This is a genomic window from Prochlorococcus marinus str. GP2 (assembly GCF_000759885.1).
GTDB classification, from domain to species: Bacteria; Cyanobacteriota; Cyanobacteriia; order PCC-6307; family Cyanobiaceae; genus Prochlorococcus_A; species Prochlorococcus_A marinus_J.
Genome location: NZ_JNAH01000008.1, coordinates 289,963 through 311,029 on the forward strand (window position 1 = coordinate 289,963; position 21,067 = coordinate 311,029).

Below are 21,067 nucleotides of genomic sequence, written 5' to 3' on the forward strand. Positions count from 1 at the left end.
TAATAAATTCAACCTATTCATAGGTAATTTGAATCATAAAGTAATCAGCATGTTCAATCAACTTGAAATTCTATCTGATGAACAAACTGAAAAACTTTTTACAATTAGAAGATATATTAAGAATCTTAATAGTGCATGCATTGCATATTCAGGAGGAGTTGACAGTACTTTAGTAGCATCATTAGCATTCGAGCAATTAGGCAACAAAGCCATTGCAATTACTGGTGTTTCTCCTGCATTAGCAAATACACTTCGTGAAGAAGCAAGAAGTCAAGCCAAATGGATTGGAGTCAAGCATTTAGAAATTAATACATCAGAATTAGAGCAATCAAGTTATAGTTCAAATCCTCAGGATAGGTGTTTTGCATGTAAAAAAGAGCTTCACAAACATACCACCTATTTGTCTAAAAAACTTAATTACAAGATTGTTTTAGATGGAGTTAATCTAGATGATCTTAAAGATTACAGGCCAGGAATAGAAGCAGCAAAAAAAGCAGGTGTTGTTTCTCCTCTTGCAAAATTTAAATTTTCAAAACGAGATATTAGGGACATATCAAGAGCCTTAGGTTTTCCTTGGTGGGATAAACCTGCTCAACCTTGTTTGTCATCAAGATTTCCTTATGGTCATGAAATAACTAGTGAGAGGCTAAAAATGGTTGAAAAAGCAGAGGAATATCTAAAAAAAGGTGGTTTAATGAATGTTAGGGTTAGATGTCAGGGCTTAACTGCAAGAATAGAAATTCCCAAAAAAGAATTAAAGAATTTTTTTAACAAATATAATTTTGATGAATTAGTTAAATATTTTTCTAGTTTAGGATTTAATTGCACTAGTTTAGACCTTGAAGGACTAATCAGCGGAAAATTAAATAGATAAATATTGCAAATTAAACAGCCGTTCTAATTTGTTTATGCACTACTGCAGGTGGATTGCGGTGAATAACACGCAAGGTATGTTCTTCAGCGTTCATAGCTTCAATTAAATATTGACTGGCAAGTTCTGGCATCATATTTTGACCACATGTAAAGATATCAACCGCAGAATATTTAGATTCAGGCCAAGTATGTATTGAAATATGGGATTCAGCAAGTAATGCAATTGCTGTAACTCCCTGAGGTTCAAATTTATTACTTATCAAATTTAAAACTGTTGCTTTCGCCAATTTGGCAGCCCTGTTTAAGGTGCATCTCAAAAAGGATTCATCATTTAATTTTTCATAATCACATCTATAAAGTTCTAGCAAAAGATGTTTACTTTGATGAATTAACTTTTGGTCATCACTGAAAGAATTTAAAATTTGTTGTTTTTTGTGGACTTTCATTAAAGAAATTTATATGAAAACAAGACTAGCTAAAAAACATGCCCTTTAGAATTATAAGTGAATCATTTGTGAAGAGCCTAAAAAAGAATGATTAAATTTATCAAGATGTGTCGCGCTAATAAAACATTGACTATTTTTGCCAACAGAATTTAGCAACAAATTTTGCCTAGTTAAATCTAGTTCTGCCAAGACATCATCCAATATAAGTATTGGAGAAACATTTAAAGTTTTAGTTAATAAATCTAATTCAGCCATCTTTAAAGCCAAGATAAAAGTTCTTTGCTGACCAGATGAACCATATTTTCTAACCGAAATATTATTAATTAGAAAGTCAATTTCATCACGATGAGGGCCAAAATTACATTTACCAGTCAATGCCTCCATTGAACGCTGATTAAATAGTTGTTCTACTATTTTCTTACTAATTACTTCTTCTTCTTCTTCTTCTGGACTTATATTTTGTATTCCAGAAAGATAATTTATGCTTACTTGCTCTTTAGATTTACTTAAGTGATTATGCCAGTATTCTACATATGGTTTTATCTTCAATAAAGCCCTTCTCCTACGCCTATAAATCCTTGTACTTATAATTGACATCTGGATATCAAAACTGTCAACAATATCTGAATATTGTTCATTCAGAAATCTTTCTGAACGCCAGAAATGACTTCTTTGTTTTAGAAGCCTATTAAATCTACTTATCAAGTCTAAATAGACTGGTTCAAGCTGAGATACAACTTTATCGATCCATGTTCTTCTATAACTAGGTTCACTTCTAACAATATCTATGTCATTAGAACAAAAACATACGCTCCGAATATAATTCTTTATTTCACTCTGCTTTTTCAAAATTGATTCATTGACATAAATTCTTTTAGGGCCTTTTCGGAACAAATTCAACTTTAAATCATCTTTAAAATCTATTTGTCCTGTTACTACAGCCATATCACAATCATTTTCTATTAAATCTTTATCACTTAATGCTCTATCAGATTTTAATTGACTTAAAAACTCAATAGACTCTAGTAAATTTGTCTTGCCAATGCCATTACATCCAAGAACAATTGCTCTTTGCTCTTTAAGATCAATTTCGAAACTTTTATGGTTTCGAAAATTTTTAATTTTTAATTTATTTAAAAAAATGTTTTTTGTGCATTCATTCATTAAATTAGCTAAATTTAAAATATTTAGATTTTCTTTAAAGAAATTGAAAAATTAAAGGGCATGTAGCTCAGTTGGATAGAGCATCAGATTCCGGTTCTGAAAGTCGGGGGTTCGAATCCCTCCATGCTCGTCAAATGTCTTTAAAGTTTATAACCCATAACTCTTATTCCATTTGGATCTATTATAAATCCATTTTCTTTTAAACTTTTAAATGAAGATACTGGTGCCTGAACAGAAATACTACATCCAGGCATTTCTCTATTTATTTTCTCAAGAGTTAATTGGAGCAAGACTGAATAATAAAGTTGCTGATTTTTACCAGTTGCTGCACTTAAATTCCATAAGTTAGCATTCAAACCCTTATCAGATGTAACACGTACAAAGCCATATAATTTGTTTTTAAATTCATTTTGTATGGTGAAAAAAAAATTACTTTTCTGTATGGCCTCTGAAAGAGACTTTATAGGAAAATTCTCACAACCACAATTAGCTAAAAGTTTGTTAACTTCTTTGGCTAATGGGATTTGAGAAGAGTTAACAAAGTAACCTTCAGGAAGAACTAGTTTTTTTTTAGAAAAATATTGCAATTTTCAACCAGTATTTCTCATTCCTGCTGCTATCCCATTGATAGTTAAAAGTGCACCTCTTAATAGTTCACTTCTACTATAAGCTCTTCTAGATTCTTCTTTATCAATGAAACACTCGCTTACTGGAGGTTGTCTTGTTTGATCTCTAAGTCTTCTTAATAGAGAAACTTGCAAAAATCCCAAAGGGATAATTGTCTTATTTCTTAAGCTTACTGATGACTTTAAATCTTTATCTGATTCGAGGAGCTTATTTTTTCCAGTTATTTGAAGTATTAAAGATTTTGTAAGATTATATTCTTTAGAGATTACTCCAAAAATAACATCAAAAGAATCTTTATTTTCTTTACTGCCAAGAGTATCAACGTAGTATCTAGCAACTTCCAAATCCACCTTAGATAATGTCATCTCTACCTTAGATATTAGCATTCTAAAAAATGGCCATCTTTGATGCAGAACTCTAAATAATTCAATTTGTTGTGGATCTGAATTTAATTCAGATGATAATGCAGTTCCTACTCCGAACCAACTTGGCAAAAGAAATCTACTCTGTGTCCATCCAAATACCCATGGAATAGCTCTTAAACTTGACAAATCTTTTGCACCTTTTTTTCTTCGTGCAGGCCTGCTAGATATTTGTAATTTACTTATTTCTTCGATTGGCGTTACCTCTTGAAAGAAATTTAACAAATCAGGATTTTCATGTACTAATTTTCTGTAGTGGGACCTTGATGTTTCTGCCAGTCTAGACATTATTTGATTCCATTCTGGAGTAGCATCAAGTCTATTATTTACCAAACTATTTTGAATAACAGCAGTAGTAACAGTTTCAAGATTGTACAAAGCCAATTCAGGTAGACTATATTTAGAAGCTAAAACTTCGCCTTGTTCTGTTATTTTTATTCGCCCTTTTAGAGTACCGCTCGGTTGAGCTAATATTGCTTGATAGGCTGGTCCTCCACCTCTTCCTACAGATCCGCCTCTTCCATGAAAAAGCCTTAGCAATATATCATTTCTACTTGCAAGATTTTGAAGAGCAATTTGGGCTCTATGAATTTCCCAATTACTAGAAACAAATCCTGAATCTTTATTACTATCAGAATATCCAAGCATTAATTCTTGCAAAGGTTTAAAAGATTCTCCTACTTTCGGCAATAATGATCTATAAAAATCTAATTTAAATAACTTTTCCATCACTTCTGGTGCTCTTTTGAGGTCTTCAACAGTTTCAAAAAGAGGCACGACTAATAATTTTGAGTTTTGCGAATTTTGATCAAGAATTCCCATTTCTTTTGCAAGCAAGAGAACTTCAAGTAAATCAGAAGCACTATGACTCATTGAAATTACATAAGAGTGACAAATACGACTTCCAAATTCTTGCTGCAATCTCTTAACCATTTTAAAAACTGAAAAAGTTTCTTCCGTAGTTTTTGTCCAGCTGAAGTCAGAGGGAATTAAAGGCCTTTTTGTATTGAGTTCGTCAACAAGCCATTTAATTTTCTCTTCTTCAGACATTTGGTCATATGGGACAGATAAATCAAGATAATTTGTCAGCTCTTGAATGGCGTCACTATGTCTTGTACTTTCTTGACGAATATCTAAACTTGCTAAAGAAAATCCAAAAATATGTACCTGAGTGAGTAATGTATCAACTGCTTCACAAGTTAAATCTGTACTAATCAGGCTATTTTTAATTAATTCGAGATCATATGTAAATTCGTTTACTGATTTATAATATAAATTTTCAACTTTATCTATATTTTTATTATCCATTTCTCCCTCTAAATCAAATTTCCATCCACTATTCGCTAATAAATTGTTCCTTTCTTGTGTTAACCTTAATTTCTCTAAAATATAACTTAATTTCAATCTATACGGTTCTGATCTATATCTTGTCGCACGAGCTTCATAGATTTCTGGGAACTTAACCCTATCTGTTTCTAATGACTCTAATAAAGAAGAACTTACTTGACTCCATTGCATTGAGACGCTTAATTGATCTCTAAGATTAGATGTTGCATTAATATATCTTTCCAACATCAACTGCCTTTGATAACACGCAGTTCGCCATGTTATTTCAGGAGTAACTGATGGATTGCCATCCCTATCTGAGCCAACCCAAGAACCAAAGTTACAAAAAGATTCAGAAGGCATCTGAACATCTGGATAGTTTTCTGTTAATGCCTCAGCGATTCTACCTCTCAATTGAGGCATTGCATTAAATAAAACTTGCTGAAAATAATGTAAGGCATAATCTACTTCGTCTAAAACTGAAGGTTTAAATTGATGTAATTCATCTGTTCTCCACCAAAGTCTTACTTCTTCTTTTAGTTGGGTTTTCAGGGAGTTTTTTTCTTCTTTAGTTAAAAATTGCTCTACCTGTATTTTTTTTAACAAATTTGCAACTCTGGTTTGCTTATGTCTAATCGTATGTCTTACTATCTCAGTGGGATGTGCAGTGAAAACTAAGCGAATATCCATTTCCTGTAATAACGCCTCTAATTTTCCTGGAGGTACATTTAATTTTCTAAGTCTATAAAATAATTCCCTAAAAGTTACTGGAGCATTTTGCCTTGCCAATGCTGGAGCGAAAGGATCAAGATTATCAGGAGATTTTTGAACATTCTTATTCGTAAAGCTTTGAATATATCTATCTTCCTCAACTCTTTGTTCCAAGATATTGACTAGTTGAAAATATAATGAAAAAGCCCTCGCTGCTGCAATAGATTCAGCCAAATCCATAGAATTTACAATATCAACTATTTCATTCTTAAAAGTTTTTGAGCTATCACTATCAATTTGTTTTGAGTAACTTAGTTCTTTAAGCTGTATCAATCTCTCTGCTTGATCTTCAGGACATTCTTCTCTTAAAACAGATTCCCATAAATCCTCTATCAAAAGACGATTTTTATCAAGTGGATCATTGTTACTTATCAGATCCACGTTATTATTTTCAATCTGTTTAAAAGATTCCATATAATCATTATGTCATAAGTGAAAATGTTCTTATCAAATATTTGTTTAAATAATCAAACACTCTACTCTTCATTCTTGATCATATCATCGATGGAAATTTTCATTATTTGCTCAATAGAAAGGCCTTTCTCATATTGATTTATCCATTTCATGGATTGATTACCTTCTTCAAGCACTAAGTAAATAGGCTTCAAAAGATGTTTCATATTAAGTTTTTCTGCGGTTAATGATAATTCTGATAACAAGTTTTGAATCCATTCTCTACAATTAATTTTTTTGCCGTCTTGCCAGTGAATTAAATCTGAATTAAGACTATTTTTAGCAGCCGAAATTTCGTTCTGATCGCATATTCCCGATAATTCATCAATTGAAAAAATACTAGAAGTCAAAGGATCTAAAGTATTTATATTTTCAAAAAGATGTAAAATCCTTATTTCCAACATGGCTGTTATCGCCAATAACAAATTAATATCATGAACAAAATCACAAATTCTTAATTCCAAACGATCAAGAATTAAAGGCCTATCTGGACCATTGGGTCGGATTGAAGACCAAAAATGCCTGATATTTTGCATATTTTTATTAGCTATATTTTCCTCGATCCAAGTGACATAGCTCTTATGACTTGAAAAAAAAGGAATTTTATTAGGTGTTTTAGGAAACTGAATCCATCTCTGAGAATGGTTTTCAGTAATTTTATTATTTAAAAAAGGTGAGCTGGCACTTATGGATAGATACAAAGCAGCCTCAGACCTTATTAGTCTAATAGCTGCAAAAAGCCTATCTAAATCGTTTATTCCTATATTTATATGAACACTTGAAGTTGCAATTGAGGTTCCATAATTATCTTGTATAAACTGATGATAAATATTGTCAACATCAGATCTTTGGAATCTAATATCATGTTTAAAACAAAGAGTGGAGGAAGGAATGATTGTTAAACCTTTATTTTTAAGCCATTTTCTTAAATTTTTTCTTGGAGTAAGCAATTTACCGTATAAAAACTTATAGTCTTTTTCTGGTGTTGTTATGTATTCAACATTTCTATTATCAGGCTCTTTCACAAAATTAGAAAAATTTTTTTCAATATCCGCTGAAATTCCAATATGAGAATTTAAAGAACCTGTGAAAAGTTCAACTTCAAAACCCTTATAAAGATTATCTACACTCATTTATTTATCCAAACAGGCTAATGCTTTTAGTATCCCCTTTGCTTTATTTATTGTCTCTTGATATTCATTTTCAGGCGAAGAATCAGCAACTATTCCAGCCCCTGCTTGCACGAAAACATCATATTTTCCATCTTCATAAGGTTTAACTATCATAGTTCTTATTGTAATTGCCGTATTTAATGCGCCATTTATATCAATAGATCCGTAAACACCAGCATAAGGTCCTCTCGCATCCTTTTCAAAATTTTGAATCAATTGCATAGCTCTGATTTTTGGAGCCCCAGTTACTGTCCCCGCTGGAAAACATGCCTTTAGCAAATCCCACACGTCAGTATTGTTTTTTAAGATCCCCTCAACTTCACTGACTATATGCATAACGTGTGAATATTTCTCAATAACCATTAAGTCTTTAACCTCTACAGTACCAACTTCACAAACTCTTCCGAGATCATTTCTTCCAAGATCTATTAGCATTACATGCTCAGCTATCTCTTTTGGATCTTTTAATAAGTCCTTTTCTAATTTGAGATCTTGTTGAGGATCATTACCTCTAGGTCTCGTGCCAGCTATTGGTCTTAAGCTTGCAATAATCTGATTTTTTGTATTTTTTTCCGCTTTTACCATAACTTCAGGACTGGAACCTATCAGATACCATGAGCCAAAATCAAAAAATGACATATATGGAGAAGGATTAACCATCCTTAAACTTCTATATAAATTAAAAGGATTATGGTTGACTTGAGTATGAAATCTCTGACTTATGACTATTTGAAAGATATCACCTTTCCTTATGTATTCTTTTGCAGAGAGAACTGCGTCCTCAAAATCTTTTTTCTTCCAATTACTTTTAATATTTAAGTTCAAATTCTCATTTTCATTCCACTCTAAAAACTCATTTTCTGTTAAGGGAATTTTCATTAATTCTCTAGTTTTCTTTATTTTAGAAATTGAGTTTAGAAAAACTTCTTCAATACAAGCATCTTTTGAAGAAGTTGTATCTGCATAAACTACTGCGGTTATACATCTTTTAATTTGATCAAAAATAACTAATTGATCAAAAAACATCCACGTGCCATCTGGGATACTGCTTCCTTCATTTTTATTTATTAAAACGCTTGGCTCTATTCGATTAATTAATTCATATCCCCAGCAACCATATAACTGTCCAATTGATGGTAATTCATCAACCATATATGACTTATATTCCTTAGTCCAAGTTTTTAAAAGATCAAAGGGATTCCCTTTATATATTTCAGTTTTTCCATTATTCCAAGTTTTAACTATTTCTTCTCCATAACAAACGGCTTCCCAAAGAGGTCTAGTAGCAACAATACTCCATCTACCCAAACTTTCGCCACCTTCTACAGATTCAAGAAAAACGCCATGGGAATCTTTTGAAGATAATTTTAACCAAGTTGATAATGGAGTCTCTAAATCTGCTGGCCAAGTTTGAATGATAGGTATAAAGTTTTTACCTTCTTTGTGAGCCTTTAAAAAACTTTCTTTTTGTGAGCTGATCATATTAATAATGTCAACCCAAATTATAATTATATTCTTCTTTTATATCAACTTTGAGGAAGTTAATCAAAAGTATTCTTTGTAGTAAATTTCAACCCAGCTGGATTAGGATTCTCACCAATTCTCCTTGGATTATGACCAACTTTCTCCCTGCCCTCATTAACTTTTTCAGAGAAAACGCCATCTTTTGGATGTAAAAATTCAATATCTCCACCTGGGAAAATTCGGTAGATTTTGAAGTCCTCAATTCTTGGTTTGAAAGCTCTTAGTTGTGTACCTAGTGCAAGACATTGTTCTTTTCTTGCAAAGTACATTAAATTATCACCCTCATGCATAATAGCTGCACCACCGGTGGGCAATTCAAATGCTTGTTCCTTTGAACTTTTCCATACAATTGCATATTTTTCTTCGGTTTCTGCTGAGTTCAATAACCCCCCAGTACTTCCTATATGCTTTGGAAATTGACCAACTAATGTTTCAGTCATCCTAATTTATAGTTATTTATAATAAGAAGTTAGCATTCATATTTTGCAAAATTGAAAATTGATGGAGAATTTTCTACATTATTTAATATATTTATAACTTATGTGACATCTTTCTCACGATCATTTTGAATCTGAAATTGGGAAAAACACTGTCAAACCTGTATCACGCCTTTTTGTAACATGCCCTCCTAAACTCGCTAATAGTTTTTGAGTGGCATTTTGACTTAGTTGTAAACTACCAGTTTGAGGATTCCAATTTAAAACGGGACCAATGTCGGAACTATTATCTTTTTTTAGAATTTCTTTATGATTAATATCCAATTTTTGTACTTTTAATTGAAGTTTAAGTTTTTGACCAGCTGTTCTTAATTCTAAAATTAATGTACTACCTTCCTTTAATCCCCTAGTATTTTTATCAATTAATCCACTTAACATTAACTCTAATTTTTCAGAATCACTCAAAATTTGCGGTAGTTGATTGGGGATATCAATCTTTAAAGAAATCCCACGTCGATTTAATTGTTTATTCCATAAAGGAGAAAGCTTCTTAAAAATTTCTGCTAAATTGATTTTTGCTAAGTTATTTTGTGACGGAACTTCATTACTTACTAATTCAGCTGCATTAAAGATTAAACCAAATCTATCAATTTGTTCATTACATTCATTATCTATTTGAATTAAACGATTTCTCATTGATTCATCCATATTATATTTTTTTAAAGTAGAACTAATTAGGGTTCTTATTGTTGCCAAAGGCGTTCTTACTTCATGCGAAATTGCACGTAATAATTTTGCTTCAGTTATCTGGACATTTTTTTCATAATTTTCTGCAGAATTCTGGATATTATGCTTTGGCATGAAATTCGCTAATTTTGCCGATAATATCGGCCAAAATAATTTTTCAAATTGATTATTAATACTCAAATTCCCTAAATTATTTATTGCACTACGAAATTTAACTCCTTCATCGTAATTTTCTTGATTTAATTTTGCATGCATTAATTCAATTGAAATTTTTAGGCTTTCTTCATCACACTTCATTAATAAAATTTTCTTATCTTTTTCTCCTGCAATTGATAATATGCATTGAAAATTTGGAGTGATTATCATCAAAAAAGGTTCATAACCATCTTTTTGGCCTAGATTTAGGACTTTATAATTACTAACTATATCGGAATCTTTCTTTAGTTTATCTGAATTATTGCCTGGTAAAAAACCTGCATTTTCATTCTGAAAATAAGGAAAGCCCTCAGGCGCCCAAAGCCAGCCATGAAGTTGATTAAAAAATTTTTTTTCATTTAGAGCAGGCAAAGGCGATGCAACCCAAATACCTCCCTTTTTATAATTCTGAGATAAGAAATCTTTTTGAATAACCTCTAAAGAAGCCCACCACATTCTTCGAGATGTTTCATCATCAACATATATTTTTTGAACTCCTTTAATCAAAAGGTCTTGAATGTTTTTAATAGTGATTTGTGATTTCATCAACTTCTTAATGATCTTGAACGTTTCAATATAGATAAAACAAATCCAATAGATATGAAATTAATCACCAATGCCGTTCTGCCATAGCTCATAAAAGGAAGGGGAATTCCAGTAACTGGTCCTAATCCAATTGTCATAAATAAGTTAATAATTATTTGGAATAAAAAAGTTGCTGCGATTCCAATAACTACTAAAGATTCAAAGTCAGTCCGGGCAATTGATGCAGTATTAATAAGTTTTTTAATCAAAAAAAAGAACAAAAATAAAACTATTATGCATCCCATAAAACCCAACTCTTCGCCTAGAGCGCTAAAAATAAAATCAGTATGTTGTTCTGGTATAAATTGCAAATTAGTGAGCTTACCTTTTAACAAACCAGTCCCAAAAAGTCCGCCAGAACCAATTGCAATTTGACTCTGTATTAAATGATATCCACCACCTAAGGGATCTCTATTTGGATCTAAAAATAAAACTAATCTATCTTTTTGATAGTCTTTGAGCCCATATTGCCACAAAATTGGTGTCAATTTTGCCACCAATAAGTGCAACGACATTGCGAGAGAAGAAAAAATAATTTTCCTTTTCGAAGATCTATAAGCAAGATATCCTATAAATAGGATCCAGAAAATAAGAAGATTTGGTATGGATAAATATAATATTGATGTTACAAGACAAAAAACTAATATCAAAATCCACTCTATAGCCATTTGCGACCAATAGAGCATTACACCTGTCAGAACCAATAAAACTAAAGAGGTGCCAAGGTCTGGTTGAAAAAAAATTAATAACCAAGGAACAATAACTACTAATAAGGGCAATACTAAATCTCTTATTGTTGAAATTATTTTTTTTTCGAGTACTAAAGCAAGAGCTAATACAGTACTTAATTTGGCGACTTCTGAGGGCTGAAAAGAAAATATTCCTAAGTTTAGCCATCTTTGAGCTCCAGAAACTGAGATCCCAAAAAAATAAATTAGAAATAATGAGATTAAAGTACACAAATAGAATGGAATCAGATACTTTCTAATTCTCTCTAAGGGTATGTAAGAAATAAAAAATGCCAAAAAATAGCCTAAAAAACCTGTTAAGACATGGCTAAAAAAATTAGATGCTAAAAAACCATCCTGAATACTTTTTATTAAAAACCCCGAAATAATAACTAGAAAAAGAGGAATTAAAAGGAGTGGAGAAAATAAAAATTTTCTACTAAAGTTGTCTTTTTTTTGTAAAAAACCTCTTTTATTTAATAAAGAAATTCTCCTTAACATCAATTAACTACAAACAAATTGATTTTTAATTAATTTAGCTAAATTAACAAATTCAACAGAACTTTCCTTATTTGGTTGGCTTATTGAGATTGGTACTCCTTTATTGCTGTCATCAACAATAGGAATTTCAATAGGGATTTGTGCCAACAAAGGTAAATCATTTTCTTTAGCTAATGTTTGTCCACCACCTTTACCAAAAATTTCATATTTTTTACTTGGCATATCTGGCGGAATAAATACTGACATATTTTCTACAACTCCCAATAGCGGCACACCAAGTTGTTTAAACATTGCTAATCCCCTCCTTGCATCTTGCAAGGACACTTGTTGTGGAGTTGTGACGATAATAGCTCCAGAAATAGGAACAGATTGGGAGAGAGAGATTTGAGCATCTCCTGTTCCTGGGGGCAAGTCAATAACCAAAAAATCAAGATTATTCCATTCAACTTGGTAAAGAAATTGACGGATAATACTATTTAACATTGGTCCCCTCCAGATAACTGGCTGACCTTCTTCTATTAAGAAACCCATAGAAACTAATGAAATTCCATATTTATTGATTGGGATTAACCTTTGATCATTACCACTACCTTCAGTAACCTTTGGATTCTGCTCTGCAACTCCCATCATTGAGGGTGTATTAGGTCCATAAATATCCGCATCCAGCAACCCAGTTTTTAAACCTAATTTAGCTAAAGAACAAGCTAGATTCACTGCAATAGTACTTTTCCCTACTCCACCTTTACCACTACTAACAGCGATGATATGACGAATACCATCAATCTGCTGTAACTCAGGACCATTACTTTCAGTTTTAGATTCTTTTACTGAAGGATTATTATCTATCTCTATTTGAACATCATCAATATCTTTAAAATCTAGTAGTACTTTACGAACCTCATTCACAATTCTATCTCTCTGAGAATTTGCAAATGATGGCAATGATAGTGTTACGATTACTCTTGGAATAGTTACTCTTACGTTTTTAATCCAAGCTAATTCAATTACATTTTTCTTTGATCCAGTATCTAGAACCTTTTGTAAAGCATAATTCGCATCTTCTATTGTGGTCATTAAATTTTTAAATATTTTGACAAGGTAGTCGACTGTTAGAAAGATTAAGAACTATGTCGAACTATCAAATAATAGGAAATAAGGACCCCCTAAGAGAAATTATAAAGGGAAACTTATAATTAACCAAAAATTTTTTCTTTAAGATTTTCTAAATACATGTTCAAAGAACCTCCTAAAAACTCGAGAGAAAAAACTAAAAATCTCTTATTAGGTCTACAAGACAAAATTTGTTCAGGCCTTGAGAATGTAGATGGTAAAGGGAAATTCGTTGAAGAATCCTGGCTAAGAGACGAAGGTGGTGGTGGAAGATCAAGAGTATTGAAAAACGGTTCTATTTTTGAGCAAGCAGGAGTAAATTTTTCTGAAGTACAGGGGAAAGAATTACCTCAATCAATCATCTCTCAGAGGCCCGAAGCAAAAGGTCATGAATGGTTTGCGACAGGAACTTCTATGGTATTGCATCCTAAGAATCCATATATTCCTACTGTTCATCTGAATTATCGTTATTTCGAAGCTGGACCTGTTTGGTGGTTCGGTGGAGGTGCAGACTTAACTCCTTTTTATCCTTATCTTTCAGATGTGAGAAATTTTCATAGAGAGCATAAAAAAGCTTGTGAGAAAGTTGATAAAAATTTGCATAAAGTTTTCAAACCATGGTGTGATGAATATTTCTTCTTGAAGCACAGAAATGAATCTAGAGGTATAGGAGGTATTTTTTATGATTATCAAGATGGTTCAGGCAATATTTATAGAGGAAATAATCAAAACGGAGAGGCATCAAAAAATTCACAAAATATTGGAAAATCTAATCTTGATTGGGATAATTTATTTTCCTTAGCAGAAAACTGCGGGCAGGCATTTCTCCCTTCATATTTACCCATTATTGAAAAAAGAGCTTCGAAAACATATACATCGAAGGAGAGAGAATTCCAGCTATATCGAAGAGGTAGATATGTCGAATTTAATTTAGTGTGGGATAGAGGTACAATTTTTGGATTACAAACAAACGGAAGAACTGAATCAATATTAATGTCATTACCTCCTTTAGCCAGATGGGAGTATGGATATAAAGCTATAAAGGGTTCTAGAGAAGAATTTCTTACATCAATTTTTACAAAGCCACAAGATTGGTTAAAAGATAAGGAATTAGAAAAATTCTGTAAGGATAATGATATTTTTGATTAGAAATTATAAATTTTATCTTTTACTTATCTTAAATAGGAGTTTTAAATAAAGAGCCGTCACTTTTCAATTGAAGTTTTTCTCCAAGTTCATTTTCTAAAGAGATTAATTCATCCCTATGCGCTCTAAGTCTCATGAAAGTTGAATCATTTTCATTTTCGTTGATCAACCTTAATTCAAATTTCTCCTCTCTTGCTGATTTTTTAAAATAAACAATTCCAGACAAAGGGCCACCAATTAATCCCAAAAGAATAGGCCACCAACCTAATTCAGGATATATTTGTATAATTACTAATCCCAAAGCACAAGAACCAAAACCTCCAAGAAAACCTAAAAAAATTGCTAAAAATTTACTAGAAACAACTTGACCTTTGAATATTAAAATTCTTTGTTCAAAATCTCCTCCTGTTTGCTTCCATCCCCTCAAATTAAGCCATTCACATAAACCATTTAAAACCTTTACTGGCTGTTGAGAAGATGAAATCTCAACGATGGTTGTCCTATCTTTACTGGAAGCCCTAAGAAAAAAAAATAATCCTATGGCCAAGAGAATTGTCAGCAATAATGTTGAATTTAAAGAATAGGACATTAAATAATTTTTTTTAGTAACTCGAGAATAAAAATTAAAGTTACATCATATTATAAATTTTTAGATTTATTCTGTAAAATATTCCTATTAAATAAAAACTCTTAATTAAAAAATCTTAATTAATATTCTTAATCTTTAAATAATTTTTAAAAATGACTACTGAAAATAAAAATATTGATCTTCTTTATAACGATTTAACACCAGATTTATACAATCTTTACAAAAAATCATCCTACCTGGCTATTGACACTGAAGCAATGGGTTTAATTCATGGTAGAGATAGACTATGTTTAGTACAAATATGCAATGAATTTAAAAGAACATCCTGTATAAAAATCGAACTTAATACATCTTCTTCACCTCATTTAAAATCACTTCTTGAAGATGACAAAATTACGAAAATATTTCACTATGCGAGATTTGATGTAGCAGCTCTAAAATGCAATCTTGAGATTAAAACAAAAAATATTTTTTGTACAAAAATTGCTAGTAAGTTAGCGAGAACTTATACAAATAAACACGGTTTAAAGGACTTAATTAATGAATTGTTAGGTATAGAACTGGACAAAAGCTCTCAAAGTAGTGATTGGGGTAGCAACGAAGATTTAACAAAAGATCAATTAGATTATGCAGCAAATGATGTTAGATATTTAATTGAAGCTATGCATAAATTAAAAGTTATCTTGGAAAGAGAGAATAGATATGAATTAGCAAAAAAATGTTTCGAAACAGTTTCTGTACATGCAGATTTAGACATACTAAAATTCTCAAATATATTTGAACATTAAGATTCAATCTTCAGTTAAAAAATTATCTTCACCATCAAGAGTTTCCATAAGCTTATCAAGTATTCTTGATGAACTAAGTTTATCTCCATCATTTTTTTCACAAATTTTTAAGACACTTTGAGCAACTTGTATTTTTTCTTGAATAGTTTTCGAGCCTTCTTTTGCAATTTGAATTTCTACTTTCTTCTTAGCAGAAGATAAGCTTATACTCATAAGTTTTGCAATCTCTGCACAAATTTTTAGATATTGCCGATCATTTATTGGATACATAAAAGAATTAATAATTAAAAGCTACTGCCATTTACTAAGATAACAAATGAAGGTTTATGGCATCTACGATTTTCTTACTTGCTCCGAATTCCCCCATTCTTTTTTTTCCAATTTTTGCTTGTTCTAACCTTTCGTCTTTTCCTTTCAAAAGTAAACTTAAACGTTTTAAAAGAATTGTTTTGTTCTTGCAGACTAAAACACTACCTCCCAATAATCTTGATTGCCTTTTTGCAAATGTTTTTGTAAATTGTGGTCCGGATCCCGGTAGAGAAAGAGATGGAATTCCAAGCCCAGCAATTTGCTCAGTAGCAGTTCCTGCATTAGACAAGCCAATTTCTGCCATATTGGCCCATGTATTAAATTTACCTTTTCCAATCACTACATATTGATTTTTCTTTTTCCATACTGAATCTTCATCAATTAGAAATTTAACTTTATTCTGTTTGATAAAACCATATTTATTTAAATAACTTTGAATTTGAATCACATTCGCATTAATGCTTAAAGGCAAAAGAATTACCAAATCCTTTGATAAATCAAAATCTTGCAAACAATTAAGAAAATTATCAAGATTTTTAAGAGCTTCAGGGTATCTACTCCCAACTAATAAAATAATCCTTTTAAAAGAAATAATATTTGCTATCTTCTTGTTTTTTGAATTCACAAAATCCATCATTGGATTACCCAAGTATTTTGCGTCAATATTTTTTTTATTCAAATTATTAGCTGTAATTTTATCTCTCATAATTACATTTTTACATCTTGAAGATTTCATTAAAAACATTTCCCATGGATCCCATTCAGAACCTTTCAACTTATGATAAAAATCGCTTAAATCCCACCCAGGGCCACTACTCCAAGTATGATCACTTTTGGGAGTTCCAATGAAACTAAATTCGCATTCTGAACTCCAAGCGTAAAGTAATGGCAAGAAATCGCCTACTGCGATAATTTTGCATTTATGTTTTGACTTCTGTTTTACAAGTAGAAAATTTCTTAAATTATCGATTAAAAATCCTGCAAACAAATCAAGCAAAAATCCCTTCAGACTTTGATTACTAAAACCTCCACTAGGCAGCTCTTTTAAATATCCTATTTTACTAAATTTCTTTGATTTTATGGAATTAAATACATCTCCATTTCCTACTAAAGGCAACACTTCAATATTTTTATTTTTTAATTTTTTTAGTAATCTTTTTATTATTTCCGACGCGATTACATCTTCTCCATGACCATTGCATATAAATAACAGAGAATGAGACTCCTTACTGTTAAGATCATAAAAAGACTCAATCGAATCTTTTTCGGCGGCATGGCCAAGTGGTAAGGCAGAGGATTGCAAATCCTTTATCCCCAGTTCGAATCTGGGTGCCGCCTTATTTAATTTTTTTACGCATTTAATTATGAGGTTTTCGAAAAACTTCAATTTCAAATAAAGAGTATAAAGTTTCAATTACCTATTGATATATAGAAAAATAATCTTGTATTTATTATGGATAAATAATACCTTAAATCCATTAATAAATAAAACTAAATGAATTTATTAATTTATTTTCATCAGATTATTTTTATAAATTTGAATTATTTTAATAATCATTATCTGCTACACACATCCCTAAACATCTAATACCATTTGATGCAGTCCTTTTGCAATGATTACATAAAATGGGATCTTTATCTAAAGAAAGGTTAATTTTTGAATTATTTTGGTCTTTAAAACTTATTAACTCTTGTGTTGAATCAAATAGAGTCATTCTTGGAATCATCACTTGAATCGATACTAACAACAAGTGAAGCATTTGTGTTGGAAGAGGGTATATCCATAATTTTTACAGTTTCTTTAGGCTCATCAATAACTTGATTTTCTTTAGTACTCTCATCAACTGCACAAGCTTCAAGAGCCTCTCTAAGGAGTGAATCAAAAGTTGCTCCAGGCAATCTATGTCTAGCAACTTCAAGAAAAGTTCTGGGTAACGATTCAGATGCAGCATCTCGTAAAGCAGGATTATTCTTTCTATGTTCTTGTTCTTCTTCTATTGATTTAATAAATCTAAGTGTGACATCTCTTTTGGTAGAGGCTTTTATCAGAGTATCGTTTTCAGGATTACTAACATTAGGTTCATTTTCAAGATCGCTAAGTCTTTTTTCCAAACTATTTAAAACTTCATTAGCTTCTTTACTAATATGCGCTAATTGACCATCGGACAAATTAGGTAAATCAGCCACAAAAACTTTTCCATGATCCCTTAGTGTCAAGAAAGTTGGTCTTGGGCCTTGAGCCTGTCTACCAAATGATTCAGAATTATTACCTATTGGTCTTTTTGGAGGTGTAGGGCCAGCTGAACTACGTCTACGTGTAATTCTTTGATTATTTGCAAATGGCATTGAATAAAGGGTTAAATCTAAATACTTAAACTTCCGATATTATTCGGCGGTAATTTTATTATATTACACCTAACTTTTTCATTTGGGTATAAAAAATTATTTTTTAAAACTCATTTTAAAAAGATAAAAAAATTTAAGTTAAAATTTCTGGCAAAAATTTACTAATTTTTGAATCATTTTTTCGAACTATCTTTCCAATTTCCCAACTATCTATTTTATGATCTTTACAGATACTTAATATCGCATCCTTAAATTGTTTATCAATAATCAAACAAAATCCCACTCCAAGATTGAAAGTATTCCAAAAATCTTTTTCAGGAATCGATCCTTTCTCCTTAAGGAATTTAAATAAAGTAGGTATTTCCCAAGAACTGGTATTGATATAAGGAATAAAATCAGAAGGCATACATCTTGGTAAATTTTCTGGAATTCCTCCTCCAGTAATATGAGACATTGCTTTAATTTCTATATTTTCAGATAACATTTGGTTAATCACATTATTGTAAATTTTTGTAGGTTTCAATAACTCATTATAAAAATTTAAGTGAGAAAATTTTTCAAATTCTTTATCTATTTGATTATTATTTTGAATAATTTTTCTTACTAAACTAAATCCATTACTATGAACTCCATTACTTTTTAAAGCAATTATTAAGTCATTTTCAGATACTTTTTTACCATTAATAAGCTTATCCTCATCAACTATTCCAACACAAAATCCTGCAAGATCATACTTATTTTTTGAATAAAATCCAGGCATTTCAGCAGTTTCTCCGCCGAGTAATGAACAGTTGTTTTCTCCGCATCCATGTGAAATTCCCTGAACAACCCTCAATAATTGTTTCTTATCAAGCTTACCAGTAGCAATATAATCCAGAAAAAATAAAGGTTTTGCCCCACTAGTAATGATATCGTTCATGCACATAGCAACTAAATCAATACCAACCTCAAAGTGAAAGTTTTTACTTTGTGCTAATTCTAATTTTGTTCCAACACCATCAGTTCCTGAAACAAGAACTGGTTTTTTAAAACTATCGATAGGAATTCTAAACAAACCTCCGAACCCACCAATACCCTCAATCACATTAGATGTATGAGTTCCTTCAACTGCCTGTTGAATTTCGGAAACAAATTCTCGCCCAGCTTCTATATCAACACCTGATGTTTTGTAATCCATGAAATAAAAATGATAGACTTTCACTATATAGATATTCCTCCTAAGATTGCTTTTGTCCAGTAATTATTTATCAAATAGATTTATTTTTTAAAAACAAAGTGAAGAAAGTAATCATAAGGAAAACTGAAGAATTAGAAAATTGGAGGAAAAATATAAATAGTGAAATTAACTTCATCCCAACAATGGGTAATCTTCACAATGGACATGTACAACTAATATCAACAGCAAAAAATGACAATTCTAATGTTAATTTAGTAAGTATTTTTATTAATCCACTTCAATTTGATAACAAGTTAGATTTAGAGAATTACCCTAAAACAATTGAAAATGATATAAAAATCTCCTTTTCAAATGGCGCAGATGCTATCTTCATACCAAGTAATGAAGATATATATCCACCTAATAATAAAAATATTAAATTCCTAAAAGCTCCAACTGAATTATCTTATGCATTATGTGGATTAAATCGAATTGGACATTTTGATGGTGTTTGTACAGTAGTTTATAGATTACTTAATCTCATCAAGCCAAAAAATCTTTACTTAGGAGAAAAAGATTGGCAACAACTTTTAATTTTAAAAAATCTTGTTATAAGAGAGAAATTAAATGTTGCTATTAAATCTATTCCTACACAAAGAGATTTTGATGGAATTCCTTTAAGTTCACGTAACGTACATTTATCAAAAAACGAAAGAAAATTGATTAGTTTTTTTTCAAGTGAGTTATTAGAAGCAAAAAAAAATTTTCAACAAGAAAAAAAAATCAATTTAAACGGAATAATTCAAAAGCTATCAGCAAAAAAAATTTCAATTGAATATTTAGAACATTTACACCCTCATACACTCCAAAAAGCAAAATTTGAGGATAATATTTCGTTACTAGCTGGTGCGATAAGATGTGGAGAGACAAGATTAATTGATCACGTTTTTCTAATGAAAAGAAGGCCGATTATTGCAATTGATGGCCCTGCAGGGTCAGGTAAAAGTACAGTAACAAAGTTAATAGCGAAGAAACTTAAACTTTTATATTTAGATACTGGAGCAATGTATAGGGCATTGAGTTGGCTTATGATAAGAAAGGGTATTGATTATAAAAAAGAAAAAAAATTACAGAATATTCTTCAAGATATTTCTATTGTTTTTAAGTCGAATACAAATTCACATCAGGATGTTTATGTTAATAACTACTGTGTTACTGAAGAAATTAGGACGCAAAAAATAAGTTCCATCGTTTCTAAAATTTCCTCAATAAAAGAAGTAAGAAAATTCTTAGTAGAAGAACAAAGAAAAATTGGAGAATCAGGAGGACTTGTTGCTGAGGGAAGAGATATAGGAACTACTGTTTTTCCTCATGCAGAACTTAAAATATTTTTAACTGCTAGCATCGATGAAAGAGCAAAAAGAAGAAAATCTGATAAAAATAGTAAAGACTCACAAGAAATAGACCTTCATACATTAAAAGAACTTATAAAGAAAAGAGATTTTGAAGATTCCAATAGGGAAATTTCACCTCTAATAAAAGCGAATGACGCAATAGAAATTATTACGGATGGATATTCAATTACTGAGGTAGTGGATAAAATTATTGATCTTTATAATGACAAGATTCCCAAAGAGACTGAGATCAAATAA

At 31.0% G+C, this 21,067-nt stretch carries 20 protein-coding genes and 2 tRNA genes; 6 read left to right on the forward strand and 16 right to left on the reverse strand.

Annotation, left to right across the window (positions count from 1 at the left end):
• Positions 1 to 49: 49 nt before the first annotated feature.
• On the forward strand, positions 50 to 874 hold the full coding sequence (gene larE / locus EU91_RS00855) for an ATP-dependent sacrificial sulfur transferase LarE (RefSeq protein WP_032525085.1): 825 nt from the start codon (positions 50 to 52) through the stop codon (positions 872 to 874).
• 10 nt (positions 875 to 884) lie between these two features.
• Here the strand turns inward: larE and speD are convergent, their stop codons facing one another.
• Both speD and recF read right to left on the reverse strand, forming a co-directional pair.
• The gene (gene speD / locus EU91_RS00850) at positions 885 to 1,319 is read right to left on the reverse strand and encodes an adenosylmethionine decarboxylase (protein ID WP_032525086.1); all 435 of its coding nucleotides are present in this window, start codon (positions 1,317 to 1,319) and stop codon (positions 885 to 887) included.
• A 51-nt stretch (positions 1,320 to 1,370) separates the two neighbouring features.
• Positions 1,371 to 2,483 carry a DNA replication/repair protein RecF gene (gene recF / locus EU91_RS00845; RefSeq protein WP_072012908.1) on the reverse strand — a complete coding sequence of 371 codons (1,113 nt, stop codon included), beginning with the start codon at positions 2,481 to 2,483 and terminating at the stop codon, positions 1,371 to 1,373.
• A gap of 56 nt (positions 2,484 to 2,539) precedes the next feature.
• On the opposite strand from recF, the gene EU91_RS00840 reads away from it, so the two are divergent.
• A tRNA-Arg gene (locus EU91_RS00840) sits at positions 2,540 to 2,613 on the forward strand.
• Positions 2,614 to 2,623: 10 nt separating this feature from the next.
• Here EU91_RS00840 and EU91_RS00835 read toward each other — a convergent pair.
• The 8 genes from EU91_RS00835 to EU91_RS00800 all read right to left on the reverse strand — a co-directional run bounded on the left by EU91_RS00835 (position 2,624) and on the right by EU91_RS00800 (position 13,045).
• Positions 2,624 to 3,070, reverse strand: a complete 447-nt coding sequence (locus tag EU91_RS00835) for a hypothetical protein (protein WP_032525087.1) — start codon at positions 3,068 to 3,070, stop codon at positions 2,624 to 2,626.
• 3 nt (positions 3,071 to 3,073) lie between these two features.
• Positions 3,074 to 6,043, reverse strand: a complete 2,970-nt coding sequence (ppc, locus tag EU91_RS00830; protein WP_032525088.1) for a phosphoenolpyruvate carboxylase — start codon at positions 6,041 to 6,043, stop codon at positions 3,074 to 3,076.
• A gap of 62 nt (positions 6,044 to 6,105) precedes the next feature.
• A complete protein-coding gene (gene gshA, locus EU91_RS00825; protein ID WP_032525089.1) occupies positions 6,106 to 7,215 on the reverse strand; it encodes a glutamate--cysteine ligase in 1,110 nt (369 codons plus the stop codon).
• Positions 7,216 to 8,736, reverse strand: a complete 1,521-nt coding sequence (locus tag EU91_RS00820; protein WP_032525090.1) for an anthranilate synthase component I family protein — start codon at positions 8,734 to 8,736, stop codon at positions 7,216 to 7,218. It lies immediately after the preceding gene.
• Positions 8,737 to 8,795: 59 nt separating this feature from the next.
• Positions 8,796 to 9,218, reverse strand: a complete 423-nt coding sequence (locus tag EU91_RS00815; protein WP_002807018.1) for a photosystem I reaction center subunit II PsaD — start codon at positions 9,216 to 9,218, stop codon at positions 8,796 to 8,798.
• Between the two features lie 120 nt (positions 9,219 to 9,338).
• Positions 9,339 to 10,703 (reverse strand): sensor histidine kinase, encoded by a 1,365-nt coding sequence (locus tag EU91_RS00810; protein WP_032525091.1) that lies wholly within the window; start codon positions 10,701 to 10,703, stop codon positions 9,339 to 9,341.
• Positions 10,703 to 11,971, reverse strand: coding sequence for a rod shape-determining protein RodA (gene rodA, locus EU91_RS00805; protein WP_032525092.1), 1,269 nt, complete (start codon positions 11,969 to 11,971; stop codon positions 10,703 to 10,705). The genes EU91_RS00810 and rodA overlap by 1 nt, the downstream gene beginning before the upstream one ends.
• Positions 11,972 to 11,974: 3 nt before the next feature.
• Positions 11,975 to 13,045 (reverse strand): Mrp/NBP35 family ATP-binding protein, encoded by a 1,071-nt coding sequence (locus EU91_RS00800; RefSeq protein ID WP_032525093.1) that lies wholly within the window; start codon positions 13,043 to 13,045, stop codon positions 11,975 to 11,977.
• A 156-nt stretch (positions 13,046 to 13,201) separates the two neighbouring features.
• On the opposite strand from EU91_RS00800, the gene hemF reads away from it, so the two are divergent.
• Positions 13,202 to 14,230 (forward strand): oxygen-dependent coproporphyrinogen oxidase, encoded by a 1,029-nt coding sequence (gene hemF, locus EU91_RS00795; RefSeq protein ID WP_032525094.1) that lies wholly within the window; start codon positions 13,202 to 13,204, stop codon positions 14,228 to 14,230.
• A gap of 28 nt (positions 14,231 to 14,258) precedes the next feature.
• Here the strand turns inward: hemF and EU91_RS00790 are convergent, their stop codons facing one another.
• A complete protein-coding gene (locus tag EU91_RS00790) occupies positions 14,259 to 14,816 on the reverse strand; it encodes a cofactor assembly of complex C subunit B (RefSeq protein WP_032525095.1) in 558 nt (185 codons plus the stop codon).
• 152 nt (positions 14,817 to 14,968) lie between these two features.
• Here EU91_RS00790 and EU91_RS00785 point away from each other — a divergent pair, with 152 nt between their 5' ends.
• Complete coding sequence (locus tag EU91_RS00785; RefSeq protein WP_032525096.1) at positions 14,969 to 15,604, forward strand: ribonuclease D; 636 nt, start codon at positions 14,969 to 14,971, stop codon at positions 15,602 to 15,604.
• A gap of 3 nt (positions 15,605 to 15,607) precedes the next feature.
• On the opposite strand, the gene EU91_RS0108880 is transcribed toward EU91_RS00785, so the two are convergent.
• The gene (locus EU91_RS0108880) at positions 15,608 to 15,874 is read right to left on the reverse strand and encodes a hypothetical protein (protein ID WP_032525097.1); all 267 of its coding nucleotides are present in this window, start codon (positions 15,872 to 15,874) and stop codon (positions 15,608 to 15,610) included.
• A 34-nt stretch (positions 15,875 to 15,908) separates the two neighbouring features.
• On the reverse strand, positions 15,909 to 17,216 hold the full coding sequence (locus tag EU91_RS09100; protein ID WP_072012909.1) for a lipid-A-disaccharide synthase-related protein: 1,308 nt from the start codon (positions 17,214 to 17,216) through the stop codon (positions 15,909 to 15,911).
• Between EU91_RS09100 and EU91_RS00780 the strand changes: the two genes are divergently transcribed.
• A tRNA-Cys gene (locus EU91_RS00780) sits at positions 17,181 to 17,251 on the forward strand. The two genes, EU91_RS09100 and EU91_RS00780, sit on opposite strands and share 36 nt — an antisense overlap.
• Positions 17,252 to 17,460: 209 nt before the next feature.
• Here EU91_RS00780 and EU91_RS09560 read toward each other — a convergent pair.
• The 3 genes from EU91_RS09560 to purM form a co-directional block, all read right to left on the reverse strand.
• Positions 17,461 to 17,628: a hypothetical protein gene (locus EU91_RS09560; RefSeq protein WP_193741646.1), complete on the reverse strand. Its 168-nt coding sequence runs from the start codon at positions 17,626 to 17,628 to the stop codon at positions 17,461 to 17,463.
• Positions 17,615 to 18,259 (reverse strand): hypothetical protein, encoded by a 645-nt coding sequence (locus tag EU91_RS00775; RefSeq protein WP_032525099.1) that lies wholly within the window; start codon positions 18,257 to 18,259, stop codon positions 17,615 to 17,617. The genes EU91_RS09560 and EU91_RS00775 overlap by 14 nt, the downstream gene beginning before the upstream one ends.
• A gap of 133 nt (positions 18,260 to 18,392) precedes the next feature.
• The gene (purM, locus tag EU91_RS00770) at positions 18,393 to 19,436 is read right to left on the reverse strand and encodes a phosphoribosylformylglycinamidine cyclo-ligase (RefSeq protein WP_032525100.1); all 1,044 of its coding nucleotides are present in this window, start codon (positions 19,434 to 19,436) and stop codon (positions 18,393 to 18,395) included.
• A gap of 98 nt (positions 19,437 to 19,534) precedes the next feature.
• Between purM and EU91_RS00765 the strand changes: the two genes are divergently transcribed.
• Positions 19,535 to 21,067 carry a bifunctional pantoate--beta-alanine ligase/(d)CMP kinase gene (locus tag EU91_RS00765; protein WP_032525101.1) on the forward strand — a complete coding sequence of 511 codons (1,533 nt, stop codon included), beginning with the start codon at positions 19,535 to 19,537 and terminating at the stop codon, positions 21,065 to 21,067.